This window comes from Coriobacteriia bacterium (assembly GCA_003149935.1).
Classification (GTDB): domain Bacteria; phylum Actinomycetota; class Coriobacteriia; order Coriobacteriales; family QAMH01; genus QAMH01.
Map to the genome: position 1 here is coordinate 320752 of QAMH01000006.1, position 23482 is coordinate 344233.

18 protein-coding genes are annotated in these 23482 nt (G+C 58.0%); 5 read left to right on the top strand and 13 right to left on the bottom strand.

Translation table 11 applies throughout. The annotated features are described in order from the left end of the window. Positions 1 to 7: 7 nt before the first annotated feature. Genes DBY20_04145 through DBY20_04160 form a run of 4 tightly spaced genes read right to left on the bottom strand, consistent with a single transcriptional unit; the run spans position 8 to position 6068 of the window. Positions 8 to 1240, bottom strand: a complete 1233-nt coding sequence (locus DBY20_04145) for a peptidase U32 (protein PWL79076.1) — start codon at positions 1238 to 1240, stop codon at positions 8 to 10. After that, on the bottom strand, positions 1210 to 2022 hold the full coding sequence (locus DBY20_04150) for an rRNA methyltransferase (protein PWL79077.1): 813 nt from the start codon (positions 2020 to 2022) through the stop codon (positions 1210 to 1212). The genes DBY20_04145 and DBY20_04150 overlap by 31 nt, the downstream gene beginning before the upstream one ends. Further along, entirely contained in the window at positions 2019 to 2747 is a 729-nt protein-coding gene (locus DBY20_04155) for a tRNA threonylcarbamoyladenosine dehydratase (protein ID PWL79078.1), read from the bottom strand. Before DBY20_04155 ends, DBY20_04150 begins: the two co-directional genes overlap by 4 nt. Before the next feature lie 12 nt (positions 2748 to 2759). After that, positions 2760 to 6068 carry a serine/threonine protein kinase gene (locus tag DBY20_04160; protein PWL79079.1) on the bottom strand — a complete coding sequence of 1103 codons (3309 nt, stop codon included), beginning with the start codon at positions 6066 to 6068 and terminating at the stop codon, positions 2760 to 2762. Positions 6069 to 6243: 175 nt separating this feature from the next. On the opposite strand from DBY20_04160, the gene DBY20_04165 reads away from it, so the two are divergent. Genes DBY20_04165 through DBY20_04180 form a run of 4 tightly spaced genes read left to right on the top strand, consistent with a single transcriptional unit; the run spans position 6244 to position 8725 of the window. Next, entirely contained in the window at positions 6244 to 7125 is an 882-nt protein-coding gene (locus tag DBY20_04165) for a serine acetyltransferase (GenBank protein ID PWL79080.1), read from the top strand. 20 nt (positions 7126 to 7145) lie between these two features. Further along, the gene (locus DBY20_04170; GenBank protein ID PWL79081.1) at positions 7146 to 7565 is read left to right on the top strand and encodes a 6-carboxytetrahydropterin synthase QueD; all 420 of its coding nucleotides are present in this window, start codon (positions 7146 to 7148) and stop codon (positions 7563 to 7565) included. 26 nt (positions 7566 to 7591) lie between these two features. Beyond that, positions 7592 to 8191, top strand: coding sequence for a bifunctional phosphoserine phosphatase/homoserine phosphotransferase ThrH (locus DBY20_04175; protein PWL79416.1), 600 nt, complete (start codon positions 7592 to 7594; stop codon positions 8189 to 8191). Next, positions 8192 to 8725, top strand: a complete 534-nt coding sequence (locus tag DBY20_04180; protein PWL79082.1) for a hypothetical protein — start codon at positions 8192 to 8194, stop codon at positions 8723 to 8725. 54 nt (positions 8726 to 8779) lie between these two features. Here the strand turns inward: DBY20_04180 and DBY20_04185 are convergent, their stop codons facing one another. The 8 genes from DBY20_04185 to DBY20_04220 form a co-directional block, all read right to left on the bottom strand. After that, entirely contained in the window at positions 8780 to 10201 is a 1422-nt protein-coding gene (locus DBY20_04185) for an amidophosphoribosyltransferase (GenBank protein ID PWL79083.1), read from the bottom strand. Between the two features lie 58 nt (positions 10202 to 10259). Next, positions 10260 to 11621, bottom strand: a complete 1362-nt coding sequence (locus DBY20_04190) for a hypothetical protein (protein PWL79084.1) — start codon at positions 11619 to 11621, stop codon at positions 10260 to 10262. Continuing rightward, the gene (locus tag DBY20_04195) at positions 11608 to 13128 is read right to left on the bottom strand and encodes an MBOAT family protein (GenBank protein PWL79417.1); all 1521 of its coding nucleotides are present in this window, start codon (positions 13126 to 13128) and stop codon (positions 11608 to 11610) included. The genes DBY20_04190 and DBY20_04195 overlap by 14 nt, the downstream gene beginning before the upstream one ends. Positions 13129 to 13352: 224 nt before the next feature. Continuing rightward, positions 13353 to 14345, bottom strand: coding sequence for a xanthine dehydrogenase (locus DBY20_04200; protein PWL79085.1), 993 nt, complete (start codon positions 14343 to 14345; stop codon positions 13353 to 13355). Between the two features lie 62 nt (positions 14346 to 14407). Then, a complete protein-coding gene (locus DBY20_04205) occupies positions 14408 to 14599 on the bottom strand; it encodes a hypothetical protein (GenBank protein PWL79086.1) in 192 nt (63 codons plus the stop codon). Positions 14600 to 14634: 35 nt separating this feature from the next. Next, on the bottom strand, positions 14635 to 15006 hold the full coding sequence (locus DBY20_04210; protein ID PWL79087.1) for a dinitrogenase iron-molybdenum cofactor biosynthesis protein: 372 nt from the start codon (positions 15004 to 15006) through the stop codon (positions 14635 to 14637). A gap of 103 nt (positions 15007 to 15109) precedes the next feature. Continuing rightward, positions 15110 to 16369 carry a polysaccharide deacetylase gene (locus tag DBY20_04215; protein PWL79088.1) on the bottom strand — a complete coding sequence of 420 codons (1260 nt, stop codon included), beginning with the start codon at positions 16367 to 16369 and terminating at the stop codon, positions 15110 to 15112. A gap of 245 nt (positions 16370 to 16614) precedes the next feature. Beyond that, positions 16615 to 18306: a hypothetical protein gene (locus tag DBY20_04220; protein PWL79089.1), complete on the bottom strand. Its 1692-nt coding sequence runs from the start codon at positions 18304 to 18306 to the stop codon at positions 16615 to 16617. A 285-nt stretch (positions 18307 to 18591) separates the two neighbouring features. Between DBY20_04220 and nifJ the strand changes: the two genes are divergently transcribed. Continuing rightward, positions 18592 to 22134 (top strand): pyruvate:ferredoxin (flavodoxin) oxidoreductase, encoded by a 3543-nt coding sequence (gene nifJ / locus DBY20_04225; GenBank protein PWL79090.1) that lies wholly within the window; start codon positions 18592 to 18594, stop codon positions 22132 to 22134. A 99-nt stretch (positions 22135 to 22233) separates the two neighbouring features. Here nifJ and DBY20_04230 read toward each other — a convergent pair whose 3' ends face one another. Beyond that, positions 22234 to 23424, bottom strand: coding sequence for an IS30 family transposase (locus DBY20_04230; protein ID PWL79091.1), 1191 nt, complete (start codon positions 23422 to 23424; stop codon positions 22234 to 22236). Positions 23425 to 23482: the final 58 nt, after the last annotated feature.

Genomic DNA, 23482 nt, shown 5'->3' on the forward strand with positions numbered 1-23482 from the left:
GCCACGATTACTTTGGCATGCGGATGATGGTATGGGGCGCGAGCTCGATGTCGCAGTCGAAGCGGTAGCGCTCCATGGCGCGGTTCGCACGTGTGACGGGGATGGACGGCTCGTCCTCGAGGTGTTGCAAGTCTGAAATCGCGATTGTGCGAACGGGCTGGTGGGGACTGAGTGCCTCGAGCGGCGTCGTCTCGTCAAAACCATTACGGCAGCGTGCCTCAACTGACCATGTACCCGGCTCCCGCTCGTCGCAGGTGAGCACCTCTGCAGCCCATTCCACGAGCTGCGTGCGCTCGTCAGTCGCTTGCGCCTGATGCGCCGGCCCAAAATAAAAGCCCGTCGAGTACGGTCGATGCGAGACAAGTTCGAGCTCGCGTGCAAAGTCCTCCACGGGCTTGCCGTCCAGCACGTTTCTGTACGCGTTGACGACGGTCGCGACGTAGAACGCCTTCTTGTTGCGTCCTTCGATCTTGATCGAATCGATTCCGGCTTCCTCAAGCTCCTCCAGATGCTCGAGCATGTTGAGGTCCTCAGCGTTCATGATGTACGTGCCGTGCTCATCTTCCTCGATGGGATAATGCTCGCCGGGACGCTTTTCCTCCTCGAGCGTGTAGTGCCAGCGGCACGATTGCGTGCAATGCCCTGAAAGCGCACTGCGACCCGTCAGGTAATCGCTGATGAGGCAGCGGCCCGAATAGGCCATGCACATTGCCCCGTGCACGAAGGCCTCGAGCTGCAAGTCATCGGGAATCTGCTTGCGCATCGACGCGATATCAGCGAGCGACATCTCACGGGCGCAGACAATTCGCCTAGCACCTAACTCGTACCAGGTTTGCGCTGCCAGAGCGTTCGAGACGCTCGCTTGCGTACTCACGTGCAAGGCAACTTGCGGAGCGATTTCACGGGCAAGACGGGCTGCTCCAAGATCCCCGATGATGAAGGCGTCGACACCCGCGTTGCGCAGGGCAGTCAGATATGTGGGAAGCGCTTCGACATCATCGTCGTGCATGACGATGTTGAGCGTCACGTAGACCTTGACGCCATGAGCGTGAGCATAGCCGATTGCCGCAGGAATCTCCTCGAGTGTGAAATTGCTCGCGCGCTGGCGCATACCGAAGCGGTCGCATGCCAGGTACACGGCATCAGCGCCGAAACGCACCGCATACTGCAGTTGCTCGAGTCCGCCTGCTGGCGCAAGAAGCTCCACGGCTACCTTCCCTTCCCGTAGCGCAGCTCCCAAAAGGCGACAGCGCTCGCAGCGGCGACGTTAAGTGAATCGACCTCATGCTCCATCGGAATGATGACGCTCATGTCGCAAGCGTCAATTGTGGCGCGGTCTAGCCCGTAGCCCTCGCTTCCCAGTACCAAGGCGAGCTTGTCGATACGCTTGAGAACAGGGTCATCGAGCGTAATCGCATTGGGTTCGAGCGCGAGTGCCGCTGCGGTAAAGCCGCGTGCCCGCAACTCCTTGACGCTTTCAACCCTCCCCCACGGCACCTGGAACACCGTGCCCATGGAGACACGAGACGCACGCTTGTAAAGCGGGTCATGGCATCCTGGCGTGATGAGAACCGCGTCCATACCGAGAGCTGCCGCGCTGCGAAATATCGCGCCGATGTTCGTGAAATTGGTGATGTCCTCGAGAACCGCGACGCGATGCGCATCACGCACGAGCTCGTCGAGGCCAGACAGCTCGGGGCGCATGAAGACGGCAAGCGGTCCGCGCGTGACCTGATAGCCGGTGATTTCCTGCATTTGCGCGTGCGTGACACGCAAGATGGGCGTGGCGGGATCGATCGCCTCGATGGCGTCGACCAGGTCACGAGAGGGCTCGAACCATCGATCCTCGACGAAGAGCGAGACAGGGCGCGCTCCCGCCTTCATGGCGCGCTCGATGACGAGGCGCGACTCGGCGATGAACATGCCGGGCGAACCTTCGGGATAGCTCATGAGCTGGGCATCCGTGAACTTCGAGTAGAAGCGCAGCCGATCGTCATTCACATCCTCGATGCGCTCGATCATGCCCACTCGATTCCGAGCACATCGCATATCGCACGCGCCGCGAGCATCTGGCCCATGATGGCGGGCAAATAGGACATAGTGCCTAAATCACTGCGCTCGCTGCGTTCGGCACCTTCGCGCGCCTGCGTCTGCGCGGGCTGTTCGGTCGAATAGAGGACGCGCATGCGCTTGATGCCGGCCTTGCGCGCCTGCTTGCGCACGACGCGGCTCAAGGGGCACGAACTGGTCTCGTATATGTCGGCAAAGGCGAGCTTGGTCGGATCGAAGGTGTTGGCAGCCCCCATCGAACTCAAGAGCGGCAGGTCATGCGCATCGCAATATGCGGCGATGGCGAGCTTGGTCGTGACCGTGTCCTGCGCGTCGATGCAGTAGTCGACCGGACATTCCTCGAAGAGGTTCTCGACGCCATCAGGCAAGACGCGTCGCTCGAGCGTCTCGACATGAGCCTGTGGATTGATATCGGCAATCATGTCACGCATGACATCGACCTTGAGCCTGCCAAGCGTACTCGAGAAGGCGATGGCCTGGCGGTTGATATTGCTTTCCTGCACGCAATCGGCGTCTACGATGACGAACGATCCCACGCCGCCACGTGCGAGCGCCTCGACGCAGTTGGAACCCACGCCTCCGATGCCGATGACCATCACGCGCGCAGAAGCGAGCTTTGCGACTCCCTGTGCACCCAGCAGCCGTTCCAGACGACTCGTCCGCGTTTCATCACCCATCGCGTGCGTATCCTATCGATCGAGTAGCTGGAGCAGCTCGTCACGCGTGAGGGATGCCAGTGGCGTTCCGTCGCCACGCACGAGCTTGTCGGCGAGTTTGCTCTTGGCATGCTGCAGGGCGACGACGCGTTCCTCGATCGTGTCCTTTGCAATGACCTTGTAGACGGATACGGCGCGCTTCTGACCGATGCGATGGGCGCGATCAGTGGCCTGGTTTTCAGCGGCAAGGTTCCACCAGGGATCCGAGTGGATGACGACGGATGCGCCGGTGAGGTTAAGGCCCGTACCGCCAGCTTTGAGCGAGACGAGAAAGACGGGCGTATCGTCTTCGTTGAATTCATTGACAAGCTGAATGCGTTGACGCTTGGGAGTCGAACCCGTGATGACGAAGTACGAGATGCCATGCTTGTCCAGGCTCTCGGCGATGATGTCAAGGAACTGCACGAACTGCGAGAACACGAGGGTCTTCTCGCCCGAATCATGAGCACTTTCGATGAGCTCAATGATGGTATCAAGCTTGGCCGCCTCCCCTTCGTAGTTTTCGAAGAGGAGAGCGGGGTCGCAACAGAGCTCGCGCAACCGCGTGATCTCTGCGAGTACGGCAATCTTGTCGGCGCTGAACGCCTGACGCGAACGAGAATTGATGCTCTCGCGCAGACGCTGTTCGAGCGCGCGGTACAGACGCATTTGCTCGTCGCCAAGCTGGGTATAGACGATGGACTCGTCCTTATCGGGCAGATCGGTGAGGACGTCTTGCTTCATCCTGCGCAGGATGAAATGTCCGACGAGTGCCTGCAGGCGTTCGAGCGCACGTTCGTCACCGTCCAAGATGGGCTGCTCGTAACGAGTCCGGAAGTTCTCGTACGTGCTCAGCAAGCCGGGCATGAGAAAGTCGAAGATACTCCAAAGCTCCGAGAGCCTGTTCTCGATGGGCGTGCCCGTGAGCGCGAAACGATGGAGGGAATCGAGGCTCTTGACCGAACGCGCCGAGATCGTCGCATGGTTCTTGATGTACTGGGCCTCGTCAAGCGTCACCGTGTGCAGATTGAGTGCCTCGTAACACTCGACATCGCGTCTGAGCAAGTCGTACGAAGTCACGAGGACGTCCGGAAGCTCCGACCCCTCGGAGTAATCGACGGCGCAGGACGCAAGTGTTGCCTCGCGCTCCTCCTTGCTTCCCGCGATGGGAACGACGCGCACGCTCGGCGCAAAACGCTCGAACTCGGCAACCCAATTGTAGACGACCGATGCGGGACAGACGATGAGCGCCGGACCGTAACCTCGTATGCCGTCGAGATCGACAAGCGTATGGGCAATGAGCTGTATGGTCTTGCCCAAACCCATCTCGTCGGCAAGAATGCCGCCAAGGCCCATGGCCGCAATGGTGTTGAGCCACGTCAGGCCCTCGATCTGATAAGGGCGCAACTCGCCGTTGAAACCAGTGGGTATGTGCGCCTTGACTTGTGCGGCTTGCTCGATGGATTGCACGTAGTCATAGAAAGCATGATCGCGACGTGCCCCCTCGACAAGACCGTCAAGTTGAAAGGCGCGGTATAGGGGCAGATGCGCTCCGTTAACCAGCAATGCCTCGGCATCCATTCCGAGTTCGCCGGCGTACTCCTCGGCACGCGAAAGGTCGCTTTCGGACAGATCGACGAAGTTGCCGTCCTTGAGACGATGGAAGCGCCTGCGTCGTCGGTACGAGTGAAGCAACGCGGCAAGTTCGGACTTGGGAAGATCATCGACCGATGCCGTCAGGTTGACGAGATTGGACTGAATGGAGAGCCCGAAGACGACCTTGGGACGACGTGACGAGATGAAGGAATCGAAGCCTGGCGTCGTGAACAAGGTGCCCAGTGCACGAAACTCCTCGGTGCCGGTCGAGAGTATGCGCGCGATGTCGGCATCATCGGACACGCGCAGGCCATGCTCTGCATCGCTTGCGGAGCTTTCCGCGACAATCGGGAAGTAGCGATTGAGCGTCTTGCGCACGCGCCCTTCGCGCTCCTCGTCACGCAGGCCATACGAGAGCGCATGCGCCGATCCCGCGGGCTCGACAATCGGCATGCGTTCCTCGTCATAGACCGCATAGGCCTCGCACACGCAGGCAGCACCGTCACGGTCGAGGTATATCTCGATCTCGCAGCTACGCGGACGCAGCATGGCAAGCTCGTTGGGCAGGTCAAGCTCTACGAAGGGCTCGATAGCGGGAAGCAGGGCCTTGCAGAAAGTCGCGGCATCCCCAGAGCTCAGATATGCCTGCTCGCTCTTGTTGCAATAGACGTTCTCGAGGAAAGGCAGGCAATCCACGAAACCGGCATCGCAGTGGTAGAAGAAGTCATCGGCCCATACGTAGATATCGTCATCGTATTTGATGATGCGAGCATCGACATCGCTTTGCAACACGTAGCCACCGTTTCCCTGAGGTACGCAAACGATGTGCAGAGGCGGATTCCCCTCGATGATGCGCGTGTGAACGGGCTTATGGTTGAGTTTGGTGCAGTCATCAACATAGAGCGTTTCGCCGTTGCGAACATGCAGCAAAGTGACAAGCTCGGGCGTCGAGAGCATCAGCGCCCCGCGCAGGTCGGCTTGCATGCTACGATACGAACTGAAAGCATCTGAACTCAGTTGCTCGCGGATGTCGATGGATCGCTCGATGAAGGAAACGAGTTTCCAGGCAGCCGGCGTAAATGCAGCACGCTCGTGCTCGAAAGCGAGGCGCTCGCCGTAGCTGTAGAACTTGCCCTGACGACACAATGAGAGAAACAGCGGAATGTCCTTGATGACGTACTTGCCCTCGAGCCCGGCAACGCTCAAGCGCAGGCCCCAGCCTTCCTTGACGCACACGAGGCAAGGATCGAGGTCGACGAGACCCTGCAGGGAGGGCTCCCCCGTGAGGGCATCCTCGACATGCAGGTTCTTGACCGCCTCTTTGAGGGCCTTCTTGACACCCGCCGAAGACTGCGTGACGCGCACGGACATGTGACCGGTAAAGCTCGCAGGGGCTTCGAGGAAGATGAGGGCGACAGCTGCGACATGCTTGCACATGCCGGGGTTGGATACGGAGGCGGCGCAGGTGCAGGCGTAGTCAATGACCTTGCCCTGGTCCTCGTCGAAGGCAAGCTCGACTTCGTAGTTGGTACGCCAATCCGCCGTGCTCTTGACCCGCGCACGCAGACGCGTGATAGGCTTCTCACCCGTATCGTAGCTGCAGCGTCTATCGAAGATCGCGTCATCGGTGCGGGCGATATTGCGAGCGCGGCGTAGCATGCGCGATTCGCAATGTCTGATGATGTCTCTCTCTTCGAGCATACTCATTCCCCGTCGCAAATGAAGTGAACCGAACAACTATAGCATCAGCTTGCATCCGTTTTGCCTCTGCATGCGGCATGAAACCCCTGAAAAGCTGACAAAATCGAAACGTGGCAAACATGTGCGTGGTTTTATTGGTATCGTGTGCAACAGACATTCTTCGTAAGCAAGGAGCAGGGCCATTTTTAACCGCAAACTTGACGATATCGTCGAAGACTTCGAGAAGAACTACTACGAAGCAGAGGAAATCTTCTTCACCAAGCAGGACTGGCATTTCCCGAACAAGCATCGGATCATCGAGATTCTCGATGACATACGGCGCATCATGTTTCCTCGCTACTTCGGCTGGGAAGTCCCCTGCGAGACGGGCCCCAAATACTTCATCGGCGATACGCTCACGCGCATCGAGCATTCTCTGCGCAAGCAGGTGCGCGAGGCACTGCTCTTCCGAGACGAGAGTCTCTCCAAGGAAGAGGTGCGTGAACAGACCAGCAAGATATGTTCCGATTTCTTCTATCGCCTTCCCGAGATACAGCGCCTCTTGCTCAAGGACGTGCAGGCGGCTTTCGATGGCGACCCAGCGGCGCAATCCAAAGAGGAGGTCATCTTCTCCTATCCCGGTTTCTACGCAACCTTCGTCTATCGCATTGCCCATGAACTCTATCTAGCCGACGTGCCCCTCATTCCGCGCATCATGAGCGAACATGCCCACGAGCTCGCTGGTGTCGACATCAACGCAGGCGCGCAAATCGGCGAGTACTTCTTCATCGACCATGCCACGGGCGTCGTCATCGGCGAGACCACCGTCATCGGCAATCATGTCAAGATCTACCAGGGTGTCACGCTCGGTGCGCTCTCGTTGCGCGCAGGCCAGAAGCTCAAGGGCACCAAGCGCCATCCGACGATCGAGGACAACGTCACGATCTACTCGGGTGCAAGCGTGCTTGGTGGCGACACGGTCATCGGCGAAGGTTCGGTCATCGCCGGAAATAGCTTCGTCACCGAATCGGTGCCGCCACATTCGCGTGTCGTGCTCAAGAACCAGGAAATCATCGTCAAATAGCCTCGAGAACGGATGCATCCATGTACGGACTCAAGACAGAGAGCTCCTTTGACGCCGCGCACTTCCTCACCAACTATGACGGAAAATGCGAGAACCTCCATGGTCATCGATGGCGTGTCATCGCTTGGATTGAAGTCGAGCATCTGCAAGGAAGCGGCCAGGAACTTGACATGGTCGTCGACTTCTCGGATTTCAAGCATGCCCTTCGTTCGCTCACTGAGGAGTTCGACCACATGTTCATCGTCGAGGAAGGCTCGCTTGCTCCGGCAACCATGGCCGCACTCGAGTCCGAGACATTCAAGCTCTTCGTGGTCCCCTGGCGTACCACGAGCGAGAATTTTGCACGCTACTTCTTCGACCGGCTCGCCGGGATGGGCTTTCCCGTGGCAAAGGTCGAAGTAGACGAAACGCCTAATAACTGCGCTTACTATTGCGGATAAACTGATCACGAGAGGAGATCATGACCATGAACGTTGTATGCCTAGACCTTGAGGGAGTGCTCGTTCCCGAGATCTGGATTGAGTTTGCCGAAGCCTGCGGCATCCCCGAACTCACGCGCACCACACGAGAGGAACCCGACTACGACAAGCTCATGCAGTACCGTCTCGACATACTCGATGAGCATGCCCTGAAACTCTCCCAGATACAGGAAACGATCGCGACACTCGACCCCTTTGATGGAGCACGTGCGTTTCTCGATGAGCTGCGCTCGCTCACGCAGGTCATGATCGTGAGCGACACCTTCTCGCAGTTCGCCGCTCCGCTCATGAAGAAGCTTGGTTGGCCGACTATCCTCTGCAACGAGCTCATCGTCGACGAGAATGGACGCATCACGGGCTGGAGCATGCGCAAGGCAGAGAAAAAGGTCCAGGTCACGCGTCTCATCAACGAGATGGGCTACGAGACAATCTGCGCGGGTGACAGTCACAACGACATCTGCATGATCGAGGATGCCAAGGCGGGCTTCCTGTTCAGAACCACTGACGAGCTCAAAGCGGCCCATCCCGAGATTCCCGCACTCGAGACCTATGACGAGCTGCTTGCGGCCATACGAGAGGCGCTCTAGATGAACGTGCCCCCATCCGTCACCTGCACCGAACGCGTTCGCATGAATGCGATTTTCGGCTTGCTTTTCATATTCGGTGGCGACGCCATCATGCTCTATTCCGTCCTCAATAACGATTCGGTCAATTTCGGGATGCTCTTTGCCTGCATCTGCGGCATCGCCGCCATCGTGTTGGGGTTCTACTACATATGCTGCTTTCTTAACAAGAAGATCACCGTGTCTGACGAAGGCGTCGTCTACACCAGCTGGATGGCCAAGAAGCAAAGCTACACATGGGATCAGGTCAGCGTCTCGTTTCATCCGGGTCGCAACGCCTACTTCATCTTCGATTTGGGCGGTAAGCAGGTGAAGCTCTACGGCTACGCGAACAACGCGCAGGCCCTCTACGACTACCTGTTCGAACACGAACGCTATGATGATGACACCATGCGCGTCCTGCATCGCATCGAGGAAGAAGCGGCCGAGCGCGAGCGTCAGCTACGTCTCGAGGAAGAGGCCGATGCGGCCTTCTGGGACGAAGACGAGAACAATTGATCTTCAAGAAGCGCGCTGACGCGAGATGCGTCAGCGCGCTTCGCTTACAGCCCTCTATTCTCTTCCGTCCCAGCAATAGGTGCAGACCGTGGACGGGTCGATGCCGATGGCCTCGAGCATGCCTGGCAGCGACTGATAGCTCAGCGAATCGAAGCCCATTTCCTCGCAGATGGTCTTGAGCATGCAGGCGCCGCGCTCGGTCGTGGCATCGGCGTACTCGTCGAGATGCTCCTGACCTTCGTCGCCCTCGAGCTGCTGAACGACACGCCGCGCGAGCAGGTCCATATCATCCTTGTTGCGCGAGAAGGTAAGGTACTTGCACCCGTACATGATGGGCGGACAGGCGCTGCGCATATGCACTTCGGCGGCCCCTGCGTCGTAGAGAAAGCTGACCGTCTCACGCAACTGCGTACCACGCACGATGGAATCATCGACGAAGAGCAGCTTCTTGCCCTCGATGAGCTCTGGAACGGGGACGAGCTTCATCTTGGCGACACGGTTACGGATGGACTGGTCTTGTGGCATGAAGGAGCGCGGCCAAGTTGGCGTGTACTTGATGAAGGGACGGGCGTATGGCAGGCCCGACTCGTTAGAATAGCCGATGCCATGCGCTACGCCGGAATCAGGCACGCCGCCAACGGAATCGACGTCGGGCAGGATGCCGCGGGCCTTCTCGTCGCGTGCCATGATGGCGCCGTTGCGATTACGCACGACCTCGACGTTCTCTCCCTCGTACTTGGAATTGGGATACCCGTAGTAAATCCACAGGAAGGCGCAGATCTTCATCTCATCGCCTGGCTCCGCGAGCGTTTGATAGCCCTCGCAGGTGATGTCGACGATCTCTCCGGGACCGAGCTCGTAGTCGGTGATATAGCCAAGCTTCTCATAGGCAAATGACTCGAACGAAGCACAATAACCATCGGCATTTTTGCCGATGAGGATGGGAAGACGCCCCATCTTGTCACGCGCGGCGATGATATGCTCATCATCGGTCATGATAAGGAGGGTAAGCGAACCGTCCACGACCTCCTGGGCGAACTTGATGCCCGCGACGAAGTCCTCTCGTTGGTTGATGAGCGCAGCGACGAGTTCCGTCGAGTTGACCTTCCCCGAACTCATCGCCATGAACTGGCGGTCTCCCTTGGAGAAATACTCGTCAACGAGTTCGTCGGCATTGTTGATGCAGCCGATGGTCGTGATGGCAAAGACACCCAGATGCGAACGGACGAGCAGGGGTTGCGGGTCGGTGTCGCTAATGCAGCCGATGCCGCAGTTGCCGTGGAACTTGGCAAGGTCATCCTCGAAGCGCGTGCGAAACGGCGTGTTCTCGATCGAATGGATTTGACGCTGGAAACCTTCCTCATCGTGGAATATCATTCCCGCCCGTCGCGTCCCGAGGTGCGAATGGTAGTCGACCGCGAAGAACACGTCCAAGACGCAGTCGCGCTTGGAGGCAACGCCACAAAATCCACCCATAATGCTTACCTTTCTGCAAAATCGTCCGAGAGACTTTAGCAATATAGCACGAGCGAAATCAGTATATGACTTGGGTCGTGTTGAAATGGTCGTAGTCGACGTCGCTTCCCCTTGCGCGGACGTTTACACGTATGTCATAGGTTCCTCGCGCATCCGGGTTCCAAATCGCGGAGCTTGCCGGGCTGTACTCACGCACGAGCTGCCACTCGTCACTGCCTGCAGGCTTGGCGAGCATTTGATACTCGGCCTCGACGTTTGCGCCGGCAAAAGCCTTGCCCGTAATGTGGATGCCGTCATCGCCCGAAGCGGCGCTCGCCTTGACCGCCGACACGTAGTCGATTGTCGCAAGGTATTCCACGGGCGAATAGAAGAGGGCACTCGTGTCCTGGCCCGCACCGAGCATGCGCATGAAGGTGACGAACGCCGTGCTGAACTTGTCTGCGCCCACCGCATTGAGATGTTGGTTATCGTAGAAGTCCTCGGGTGCAAGCTGCAGCAACTCGGGCTTGGCATAGACGAAGTCGTAGTACTTGACGCCCATATCGCCGAGTATCTCGGCGACCGCTTCCTGCGAATCCACGTAGAACTGCCCGTAGCCGTGGATGTTGAAGACGGGGATGGGAACATTGACGACGATAAGCTCAATGTCATGATCGGCGCAGTAGAAGCATATCTCGCGCACGCCCGCGAGGGCGGCCTCGTCAAAGGAAAGCGTCTCGATCTTCTCGAGTTCGCCGAAGAGAGCAACATCCTTGCTGTTGTAGTCGAGCTGCGCGTACTTGTTGCCATAGCCCTTGCCAAAGTAGATCCAGCCCGGCTCCATTGCCTCGACGGCCGAGGCGACCGACGAGCCATCGAGTTTCGTCCCGATGTTGCGCTTGATTCCCGTAATGCCATCCTTCCAGGCCGGATGGTTGGATATCCAGGGAAAGAGCATGTTGATTGACCCCGGTGCGCTCGCGGCTCCCTTCTCCGCGATAAGCCACGCAGCCGAGGAAAGGTACTGCGAAGGCCCGACGACGCGTCCGCGTTGCGTAAGGTAAGCCGATCCCAGGTTCGGTGTCTCGTTGAGCTGTAGTGTCGTGAAGTCGAGCGTCATCACGACACGTTTGATACCGAAGCGCTCGTACGCACTCTGAATGCCAAGGTAGGTCTCATCGAGCTTTTGAAGTGGTGAGGCCATGTTGGCGGAACTCGTACCGAGCTCATCATCGATGAGATTGGGGTTAAAGGAAGAAGCCGCGACAGAAGTACCGATGTAGATCGTGTCAAGGTCCTCGGCCTGTGCAAAATTGGTCCAGACCATATTGCTCTTCGTTCCCTTGAGCTCGAGTGCAAAGTTAAGCGCGCCGAACAGGCCGATCATGAGGGCGGCGATGACGATCGCGGAGAGGAGCTTTTTGAGTCTAGAAGTTTGCATACATGAAACCTCCAGACGACTGTACGAGCGTGAAGGAGAAGAGGATGAGTGCGGCAAAGACGGTATAGATGAGGAAGCGCACGACGAGCGGTGCCGCCAAGATGCGTCCCTTCACGTCGATTCCGCGCTCGGCCATAACGCTGACGGTAAACAGAATGAGGCACGAGACAGCGGCAAGCAAGATGCAGAGCGTAAAGTTTGCCGTTGGGTGTAGCTGGAGATAGGGCACGAAGTTGGCAGGCTGGAAATTGAAGAGCGTGTTGTAGAACGCAATGGGCAAATCGTCTGCATGCATGAGGCGGTCAAAGTAATAGCCGATGCATACGAGAATGAAGGTGCGTATGATCCTGAACACGTGATACGGCGCTGATTCGACGTTGATCTTGAGCTTTTCGATAAGCCAGGCGAACAACGGCCGTGCCAAATCGGCAGAGGCGATGAGCAAACCGTTATAGAGACCCCAGAAGATATAGTGCATCTCGGCGCCGTGCCATAGGCCCACGAGGAAGAACACGACGATGTTGGCAAGGCAACCGGCAATGGTGCGACCCACATGTTTGCTGATGTGTGTCGTTGCCCACGCGGTGAGCGCCTTCATGGATGGACGCAAAGCCATCGGATAAAAGACATAGTCGCGCATCCAGGCACCGAGCGTGATGTGCCAACGATGCCAAAAATCGGCAATGGAGATCGAGAAATAGGGTTGGCGGAAGTTCTCGGCCATCTTGATGCCGAAGAGCTGCGAGACGCCGCGCACCATATCGATGCCACCGGAGAAATCGGCGTATTGGTAAATCGCATACAAGAAGATGCCATAGACGATGATACTTCCCGGCGTGGAGGCGTCGATTGAGTCCAGCGCGCTCGACACGCTCCCAACGAGCACGTCGGCAATCGCATACTTCTTGAAAATGCCGTATCCAATGAGCAGAAGCGCCCTGCGCGCATTGTAGATGTCGAGGTGATGAGACTCGTAGAGCTGTGTTGCCAACGCATCAAAGCGATTAATGGGGCCTTGGATGAGCTGGGGGAAATAGGAGACAAAGAGCAGGAAACGCGCAAAGTTGCGCTCGGGAGGATACTTGCCGAAGTAACAGTCGATGATGTAGCCGATGGATTGGAACGTGTAGAAGGAAATACCAAGCGGCAAAAGAAGCTGCGATGCGAGAAAGCCGTCTGCGGCACCGAACATGCCAAGTATGACGTTCCAGTACTTGATGTAGCTCAGGATGCCGAAGTTGAGCAGCATGACGAGAAGCAGAAACACCCACTTGCGATGCTTGATGCTCTGCTTGATCGCCTTCTTTGCCGCACGATCGGCTGCATCCTTCTTGAGCGTCTTCTCGAGCTGGTCGAGCTTGTCGAAGCGCAGGCCCACAAGCCAGACCGAGAGCGCCGTGATGCCGATGAAGAAGAGGTTTTCCCATCCGGAAAAGAGGTAGAAGCCGAGGCTTCCCACGAGCAAGACGACCCATTGGAAGCGACGATAGCGCGTGCGTCCCACCATGAAGTAGACGATGAGCGCAAGCGCGAGAAAGCTCACGAACTGTAGCGAGTAGAGCTGGGTCAACACGTCTCCATACGCGTGCGGTCACGAATCCGTGCAGGCATGTATCAGGGGGTCAGACCCCTTGACACATTAGCTCATCAGCATGCCTGCACGATACTCATTCCGCAAGTGACGAATACAAAACCGCATCATTGTAGCGCAATGCCTTTGCGCAATGCGGATTATTCGCGGCCCAGACCCCGTTCGTGGCGCTCGCGTGCCTCGGCATCGTAGCGCTGGATGTAGCGAACGTCGATGAGCTCGGCCACGATGGCGATGGCGAGTTCAGCCGGCGTCTTGGCGCCGAACTTCAGGCCAATGGGACGCTTTATGTGCTCCCACTGTTCGTCGGTGAGACCAGATGCCTTGACGATCTCGTACACGGTGCCATTCTTGCCGGCGCACCCCATCATGCCCACGTAGTGGGCGTTGCAGCGCTCGGCCCAGACGCAGCACTCGGGATCGTACATATGACCGCGCGTCAGCACGCACGCGTAATCGGCCGGACTTGCGGTAAGCTCGTCGAGGGCCGAGAAGTCCTCCGTCGACAGCAAGATACGCTCGACGTCGGGAAAGCGGCGCTCGTTGAGATAGGCCACATCGTTGTCGACGACCGTCACCTCGAAGCCGACGTGCGTGGCGAGCTTTGCGAGCTCGACGGCAACGTCGGAGGCACCGAGCAACCACACGCGCACGGGCTCGAAGAGCGCGACGCTTGCCCAGGTCAATCCCTCGAACTGCTCGTTGTGCATGGAGGGACCACGCGTGACGTCCTTCATCTGGAAAACGTCACGGTCGGAAACAGGGCGCGAGCAGACGATCTCCTTGGCGTCGTTGCAAAAGAAAAGGAGCGGATCGCCATCGGCCGAACCGACATCGCCGTACTTCTTGGTGACGGCGTTGTCGACGTTGTTCACGGCCAACGCCGGATCATAGACGACCTTGAAGCCGAGCCAGGCGAGTTCCTCATCGTCAATGGCACGCACGGCGCGCTCGAGCGTGAGGATATCGGCTTTCGTCAACGAGGCCATGATGGTATCGAGAGATGCAGGCGACATATGCGCGTTACCGCGCGTGGCATCTTCGCTGAATGCAGGAACATCCTCCGTGGTGAAGACTGGCGTCTCCCCGAGCTCCAATGCCTCGATCGCTGCAAGAATGACTTTCTTGTTCATGCTACCTCCCTGAGTAGAATCGCAATGGATATATTATACTTTTAGAGAGATAGTATCGAGTCCTAGAAGGTGTAGCCCGTCCCGTGAATCACGGGACCATCATAGGGATAGAAGCAGCCATCCTCGTAGCTAAACTTCTCCTTGGTCTCGGGAAGCCACCAGATCTTCATGGTGTCGGGGGTGTAACCAAAGGGCTCGCAGGAGATGGATTCGCCATCGTGTTCGCCACCGCAGACAATGCCCGTGCGCTCCATGCGGCTATCCTTCCCCTGTGCGCCCCGCTCGAGATCTAGTGATGGCAGGTGTTGTCAGCCGTCATCTTCTCGACCTTGCCCTGCGCGATGAGCTCGGCAACATCGCCCACCTTGGGCGTCTCGTTCTCGAAGTAAACGTCGATTCCCGCCTCGGTAAAGCCCATGAACGGACGCATGCCCATGCCGGCTGCGACAATCGCATCGGCCCCTGCATCGGAAAGCAGCATGACCGGACGCATGCAACCGCCTTCCTCATGAGGCGGATTGTCGATGTTTGCAACCGAGGCAATCTGACCGTTCTCGATGGTGATGAGGGTAAAGCAATCGCATTTGCCAAAGTGGCCGCTACGCTCGGAATCAAGGCCAGCCTGGCCCATGGTCGGAACTGCAAGCTTGATCGTGCTCATAGTATGTGCTCCTGATCGACGTGTGTATGTTCGCTCACAAGTATAGATTGAGATGCGTCGCGTAAATCAACAGTTCAGTTGCATATGCATGTGCGGCGCGCCGTTAGCCCTCGCTTGCACCACCCGCAACGCCGTATTCGAGCATCTCGTCGACGGTTACGAAGCGATAACCCTGCTCCTTGAGCTGCGGAAGCGCGATGCGAAGAGCCTCGACAGTCTGGCTGCGGTCGCCTCCCCCATCGTGCATGAGCACGATCTGCCCCGGCTGTACCGAGAGTATGCGTTGCACGATCGCATCGACGCCGGGACGACTCCAGTCGAGCGTGTCGACATCCCAGCCGAATTCGGCCGTGACATGCGAGGCGAGCGTTTCGACCATCGGCCCGTAGTAATTGCCGCCCGGGGCGCGCATCACGCGGCTTACCTGGTAGCCAAGCACGTCTTCGATGGCCTTGAAACCCTTGGTCACCTCGGCGATTTGCTCGTCCGTTGACATGAGCGTCATGTTAACGCCCTGGCCCGAGCCATCCGCATGGTCGTAGGAATGCGTCGCGATCTGATTGCCCGCATCGGCGATTTGCTTGAGCACCGTCGCATTGTCCTTGCATTGGTTTCCGATGACGAAAAAGGTGGCATGGGCATCGTTGTCGTTAAGGATGTCGAGTATCTCGCGCGAGCTTTCAGGCCATGGGCCATCATCAAAGGTCAGTGCAATGACCTTTTCTCCCTTGGTATCGGGCGAATACGCCGTGAATCCCGCGTTGACAGGTTGCTCGACGACGCTCGTCACCGTCTTGCCCGAAACCTTGCCCGTGCGCACCGCCTGAACGCCATCGACACCCGCCGAATACAAATGCACGGAACCGCGATAGTACGAATCCGGCGTCGCCGTCATCGTGGATGCCTCATAGGGCAGGCGCGTCGTTGTCTCCTCGTATTCCTCGGTCACGTCGTCTCCGTTTTCTATGACGATGACGTCGTCCTTCGAGACGCGCGCCTGCGGATCGCTCGTCGCCTCGCCGTTGATCGTAGCCGAGAGGAGATTTCCCTCCCCCGCCTTGGCGATGCTGCCATCAACGGCGAGAAGGTCTCCTGCGACAGGCGCGGCATGCCCGTCATCGACAATCTTCTGAAGCGTCGCGTTTGCCGGAACGCTCACGGTCTTGCCATTCACGTTCACATCGTACATGGGCGGGAAGAAGACAAACCAGACAGCAACGGCAATGGCGATAAGCACAAGCGCGATAATCACGATAAAGCGCTTGCTACCATGCTTTTGAAAGGCAGCGGCATTGCCGGTTGAAAGCGAATACGATGCCGCTCCGCTTGCATAGGTATTGCGCCGATGCGATTGCACCTGCATGTAGGGCGCATCCTGGTGAACGGGGCGACGCGATGACGCGGCCCCTTGCTGAGATCGCCGGGAATTGGCAGGATGCGGGCTCTCCTGACGAGTCACACGCGGACGAGACGTTCGATGTTGGCTCGCTTCTGGCGCATCATCATGCGAACGAGCCCTGTAGCGATCGCGTGAGTAGTGATTTACGTTATCTGACGAAGACCCTCTCGTCCCGTTGTTTTGCACGTCTAACCTCCGATAATGCCGCTTTAGGATTTCTGCCAACCATTTTCCAGACACAGGACGATGACCTCGTCGTCGGTCACGCAATTGGAATAAACGCCCCTGCTGATACGGCTCGCCTGCGTCGTGTACAAAACATTCGATGAGAAGAACGCCTGCGGGGTCTCGGTCGTGGCGACATCGCCCGCGAAAAGCAGCGAAACCCCGGTGGCGTACTCGGCACAGAACCTAAGGTCCTGAGAAGCGATGAGAATGGCGACGCCGCGTTTGGCAAGTTCGTGCAGAAGCTTGCCAACCTTGCGCTGGGCAAAGGGATCGATGCCCTCCGTAGGCTCATCCAGCAGGAGTATGGGGGTTTCCTGCATCATGACCTTGGCAATGGCGGCAAGCTGACGCTCTCCGAGCGAGAGACTACGAGGATTGACATCCAGGTAGGAGAAGATCCCAATGGTCTTCGAGAAATCCTCCACGTATCGTTCGATTTCGTCCTGCGAGAAATGACTATCCGCCACCATGCTCTCGAGCTCGGCTCGCACGGTTTCCCTCGTGAAAAACCCGTCAAGGTCCTGGGGCAAGAGTGCAACCTCGTAGGTGGACTGGTTCGCCTTGGCCCACCTGCCCCTTCTGCTGTCATGTATCATCACCGTGCCTCGATCGCAGGGAACGAGGCCGGCAACCATCCTGAGCATGGTCGACTTGCCCGCTCCGTTCGTTCCGACGATGGCATGGACGCTGCCCTTGGTCACGGATAGCGAAACGTCCTTAAGCACCTCGTGTTCCCCGCCGTAGCAAAAAGAGGCGTTCTCGAACTTGATGACAGGCTGCTCGGAAAAGCCTCCCATGCGTTTGTCGGGCAGGTGTCGCGCGGTAGCCCCCTTTGTCTCGAGCTCGGCTTTCATCCAGTTATGTGCCGCACCTACCGTCAAGGGAAGCGCGTCTGGCGAGGATTGAGGATGCACCCCATGATAGATGCGTATGGACGAGGGAAGCGCATAGACGAACTGGTCGTTTCCCCGGTAAAGGGAACAGGCGATGTCGCTCGGTGTGCCTTCGTAGGCAATCTTGCCAGCATCCAGAACAACGATCTCATCGGCGCCCGCGTAAATCTCACCAAAGACACTCGTGCTCATGATGACAGTGACCTTGAGCTCCTTATAGAGGTCATAGAGTATGGAGAGGAAGTTTGCCACGGAAGTCGGATCGAGCTGGGAAATGGGGTCGTCGAGGATAAGGACACGCGGGCTCACCACCATGGCCGATGCAAGGCTGACGAGTCTTCTCTGGCCATCGGAAAGCTCCTCGACGTTTCGATCGAGCCAGCTTTCGATGCCAAAGTATGCCGTGGCCTCGGCGATACGCGAGCGCATGGTCGACTGCTCGCAGTTAATGCGAACGAGACCACTCGCAAGCTCGTCAATGACCTTTCCGGTGACGCCGCGCAAATCGGAATGCTGGGGAACAAGGGCGATGCTGCTCATCTGGGAAAACGTCGTCATATCCTCGAGCGGGACCCCATCAACCAGAATTGAACCCGAACGCTGTCCCGCAGGAGTTGTCGCACTCGTAAGATGCGAGAGCAGCGTGCTCTTCCCAGACCCGCTTTTTCCTCCCAGCATGAGAAGAGAACCAGGCTTTAAATCAAGAGACACATCATCGAGAGCCGGTTTGGAAGAATGAGGATAAGTGAAAGTCAAATGATCGATCTGGATATGCGCCATCTTCACACCCCCGCAACGTTCACGGTCTTGCTAACTGAAAATGCTTGGCGACATTTCAGCCCAAAAAATTATACGCATAAAGCCTTTTTGCGATAGCGTCTTTTGTCTTAACTTCCCCGTTCGGTAGATGAAATGTGCGGATGTACCACGTTGGTAAATTCGCCGACTCTGAACTTACGCGCACCGGTTTATAGCTCGTCACACAATCTCCGTGTTCTCAATACGCTATGCTATTGCTTTATGTGAATTGCACATAACTAAGATGACCCAAGGAGAGAGGAAGACATGGAGAGAACATTCAAGTCGATGGATGGCAACACTGCCGCCGCCTACGTGTCCTATGCGTTTACGGAAGTCGCAGCCATCTACCCCATCACCCCGTCAAGCCCCATGGCAGACCTCGTCGATCAATGGTCCGCACATGGTACCAAGAATATCTTCGGAACAGAGGTCAAGGTCATCGAGATGGAGTCTGAGGGAGGTGCCGCAGGTGCGGTGCATGGCTCGCTCGGTACGGGCGCCCTCACCACCACTTACACGGCATCCCAGGGTCTGCTCCTCATGATTCCCAATATGTACAAGATTGCCGGCGAGCAGCTACCAGGCGTCTTTCACGTAAGTGCACGCACGCTTTCGACTCACGCGCTCAACATCTTCGGCGATCACTCCGATGTCATGAGCTGCCGTCAAACGGGCTTCGCCATGCTCGCAGAGAGCAACGTTCAGGAGATCATGGACCTTGCGCCGGTGGCGCATCTTGCCGCCATCAAGGGTCACATGCCTTTCCTCAACTTCTTCGATGGCTTCCGCACCTCTCACGAGGTCCAGAAGGTCGCCCAGTGGGATTACGCCGACCTTGCAGACATGGTCGACACGGACGCGGTCAAGGCGTTCCGCGACCATTGCCTCAACCCCGAGCATCCTCACACGCGTGGCTCGCATGAGAACGACGACGTCTTCTTCCAGCATCGCGAGTCTTGCAACGCCGCCTACGACGAGCTTCCCGCAATCGTCGAGGAGTATATGAACAAGATCAACGAGAAGCTCGGTACGGATTACGGCCTGTTCAACTACTACGGTGCACCTGACGCAGACCGTGTCATCATCTCCATGGGTTCCTTCTGCGATGTCGTCGAGGAGGTCGTTGATTACCTCAACGCGCATGGCGAGAAGGTTGGCCTCATCAAGGTTCGGCTCTATCGTCCCTTCTCCATCGATCACTTCGTCAACGTTCTGCCCAGCACGGTCAAGAAGATTGCCGTCATGGATCGCACCAAGGAGCCGGGCTCCATCGGCGAGCCCCTGTACCAAGATGTCGTTTCCGCGCTCTTCGAGGCAGGCCGTACCGGCATCACCGTCGTCGGCGGCCGCTACGGTCTCGGTAGCAAGGACACGCCGCCTTCGAGTGCCTTCGCCATCTACAAGGAGCTCGAAAAGGACAATCCCGCCCGTGAGTTCACCGTCGGCATCAACGATGATGTCACCCATCTCTCCCTTCCCGAGAATCCGGATAGCCCCAATACGGCGGCACCGGGCACCATCGAGTGCAAGTTCTGGGGTCTGGGTGGCGACGGTACGGTTGGTGCGAACAAGAACTCCATCAAGATCATCGGCGATCACACCAACAAGTACATCCAGGCATACTTCCAGTACGACTCCAAGAAGACGGGCGGCGTGACCATCAGCCATCTGCGCTTTGGCGATTCCCCCATTCGCTCGCCGTACTACATCACGAAGGCCGACTTCGTCGCCTGCCATGTGCCCGCATACATCACCAAGGGCTTCCCCATCGTCGCCGGCGTCAAGCCGGGTGGTACGCTGCTCATCAATTCCCAGTGGGATTTCGAGGAGCTCGAGAACCACCTCTCCAGCAAAGACAAGCGCTACATCGCCGACAACAACATCAAGCTTTACATGATCGATGCCATCGATCTTGCGGCAAGTGTCGGTATGGGCAAGCGCACCAACACTACCCTGCAGTCCGCCTTCTTCGCACTCGCCAACGTGCTTCCGCAGGCCGAGGCGATCGAATACATGAAAGACGCGGCGACCAAGTCCTACCTCAAGAAGGGCCAAAATGTCGTTGACATGAACCACAAGGCGATCGACGCCGGTGCCACCGCTTTCACGATGGTCGATATCCCCGACAGTTGGAAGAGCGCCTCAAGCGACCCCGTCGAGGAGCAGATCGAGGGCCCCGCGGCCCTCGTCAAGCAGGTCAAAGAGATTATGCAGCCCATCAACACGATGAACGGCTACGACATCCCGGTTTCAGCCTTCGTAGACCATGCGGATGGCCAGTTCGAGCTGGGCGTTTCGGCCTACGAAAAGCGTGGCGTTGCCGTCACGGTTCCACGCTGGGACTCGGAGATCTGCATTCAGTGCAACAACTGCTCCTATGTCTGCCCACACGCTGCCATCAGGCCCTTCGCGCTCGACGCCGCCGAGGTCGCGGCTGCTCCCGCCAACATGCAGCTGCTCGATGCCAACGGCAAGGAGGCCAAGGAAGCTGGTCTCAAGTACACGTTGGCTATCAGTCCGCTCGATTGCATGGGCTGCAGCGTCTGCGTAACCGCCTGTCCGCGTGATGCGCTCACGATGATGCCCATCAAGGACGAGCTTCCTCAACAGGAGGTCTTCGACTACTGCGTTGCCAACATTACCGAGAAGCCCGAGCTTGCCGGTACGACCAACGTCAAAGCCAGCCAGTTCAAGCAACCGCTGCTCGAGTTCTCCGGTGCCTGCGCTGGTTGCGCAGAGACGCAGTACGCGCGCCTGCTCACCCAGCTCTTCGGCGATCGTCTCTATATCTCGAACGCAACCGGCTGCTCCTCGATCTGGGGTAATCCTGGTGGCATCGCGCCATACACGGTCAACCGCGATGGACATGGTCCCGCATGGAACAACTCGCTGTTCGAGGACAACGCCGAGCATGGTCTGGGCATGTATCTCGGCTACATGGCCGAGCAGGAGCGTGCTGCCGTCAAGGCGCAGGCTCTCATCGACTCGAGCGATGCAGATGATGCCGTCAAGCTCGCTGCGAAGAACTGGCTTGAGGCGCGCAACGATGCACAGGCCAGCAAGGAGACGGCCGCAGCCCTCGTTACCGCGCTCGAAGCCGATGGATCCGATCTCGCCAAGTCGCTACTCGAGGACAAGAGCTTCTTCACCAAGAAGAGCTTCTGGATCCTCGGTGGCGATGGTTGGGCGTACGACATCGGCTACGGTGGTCTCGATCATGTCATCGCCAGCAAGGAGAACGTGAACATCTTCGTCTTCGATACCGAGGTCTACTCGAACACGGGCGGTCAGTCCTCCAAGGCGTCCCGCCTCGGTCAGGTCGCTCAGTTCGCAGCCGCGGGCAAGGACATCAAGAAGAAGAGCCTGTCCGAGATTGCCATGACCTACGGTTACGTATACGTCGCACAGGTTGCCATTGGCGCCAACCCGGCCCAGACGCTCAAGGCCATCAACGAGGCCGAGGCCTATGACGGCCCCTCTCTCATTATCGGTTACAGCCCCTGCGAGATGCACTCCATCAAGGGCGGCATGGCCTGCTGCGATACCGAGATGAAGAAAGCCGTTGATTGCGGTTACTGGAATCTCTTCCGCTATAACCCGGCTGCCGAACCTGGTAAGAAGTTCACCCTCGACTCCAAGGAGCCGGCTGGTGGATACCAGGAGTTCCTCATGAACGAGGCCCGCTACAGCCGCCTGACGCGCGAGTTCCCCGAGCGCGCAACCGAGCTCTTCGAGAAGAACGAGCAAAACGCCATGGCACGTCATGCTCATTTGCTCAAGCTCAAGGAAATGTACAACGGAGAGTGATCTCTCGCTTGTCACCTTGCGCGAAAGGGAGCTCCGGCAAATGTCGGAGCTCCCTTTTCTTTGCTGTGAGCAGACAAGATGACGGGGGACGGGGCGGGTTCAGGCGATCATTGCACCTTCCGCCAACACTTCCTGCATAGCCTCGGAAGGGAACTTCCAGCCCAGGACCTTCCTCGGACGGTTGTTGAGCAGCCACCGCACCTTGCCCACCTCTTCGTCCGACACCTCCGTGAAGTCAGTCTCTTTGGGGAAGAACTCCCTGATCAGCCCGTTCACATTCTCATTGGTGGGCCGCTGCCAAGGAGAGTGCGGATCGCAGAAATACACCTCGAAGCCAGAGGAGAGCTTGAACCTGTCCACGCATGCCATCTCCGACCCCTGATCCCAGGTGAGCGTGCGCCTGAGCTCCTCGGGGATCCCCTCGGCCATCTGCGCCATGCGCTCTGCGACCGTGTCCGCGTCATGGCAGGTCAGCCTCGACATCAAAAGGAAGCGCGACCTTCTCTCCACGAGGGTTATGAGGCAGCTCGACAGGTCGCTTCCAATGATCAGGTCCCCTTCCCAATGCCCGGGGATGGAGCGGTCACCCGCCTCCGGGGGCCTCTTGGATATATGCGCATCCTTAAGCCAGGGCCTGTTCTTTGCGGGGAGCTTGGATGCCGGTTTGCGACCGCGGCGCTTGGTGCGCAAGGCGTACTCGACGCCGAGCTCATGGCGCAGCGTCCCGTAGCCTTGCACATAAAGGGACTGGTATATCGTCTCGTGGCTTATGCGCATCTCCTCGTCATCCGGGAAGTCTTCTTCGATCCGCTTGGAGACCTGCTCGGGCGACCATCTGCTGGCAAGCATCTGCAGCACATAGGCCCTGAGGGGGCCTCGGGCATCGAGCTTGCGGGGTTTTGGCCTTTTCGCCTTCTTCCTCGCATCAAGCTGGGCGTGCCTCGGATCGTAGGGTCCTTGCACCCGGGAAAGCTCGCGAGCGACGGTCGTCCTGCTGATGTTCATTTTATCGGCAATCTCTTGGTTGGTGCGCCCGACATCGAGAAGGGCCGCGATAAAGCAGCGGTCCTCGTATGTCAGGCGCTGCTTGGGCGATGTTCTTGCGCTCGGGGTCGGGCAGCTCGCGGCGTCCATTGTAAGCACCATCCGATCCGGAGGGCGGTCCATTCGGCTCCACTTGAAAACGGCACCACGTCCGATTCCGGTCCGCCTTGCGCACTCCCTGATCGAATCACCCGCGCGAAGCCTCTCTTTGACCGCCGTCCAATCATCGATAGAGTATTTAGCCATTGCACCACATCCTTTCCATGCGTGCAATGACCGCTAGAATCCGCCCGGGGATAATGTC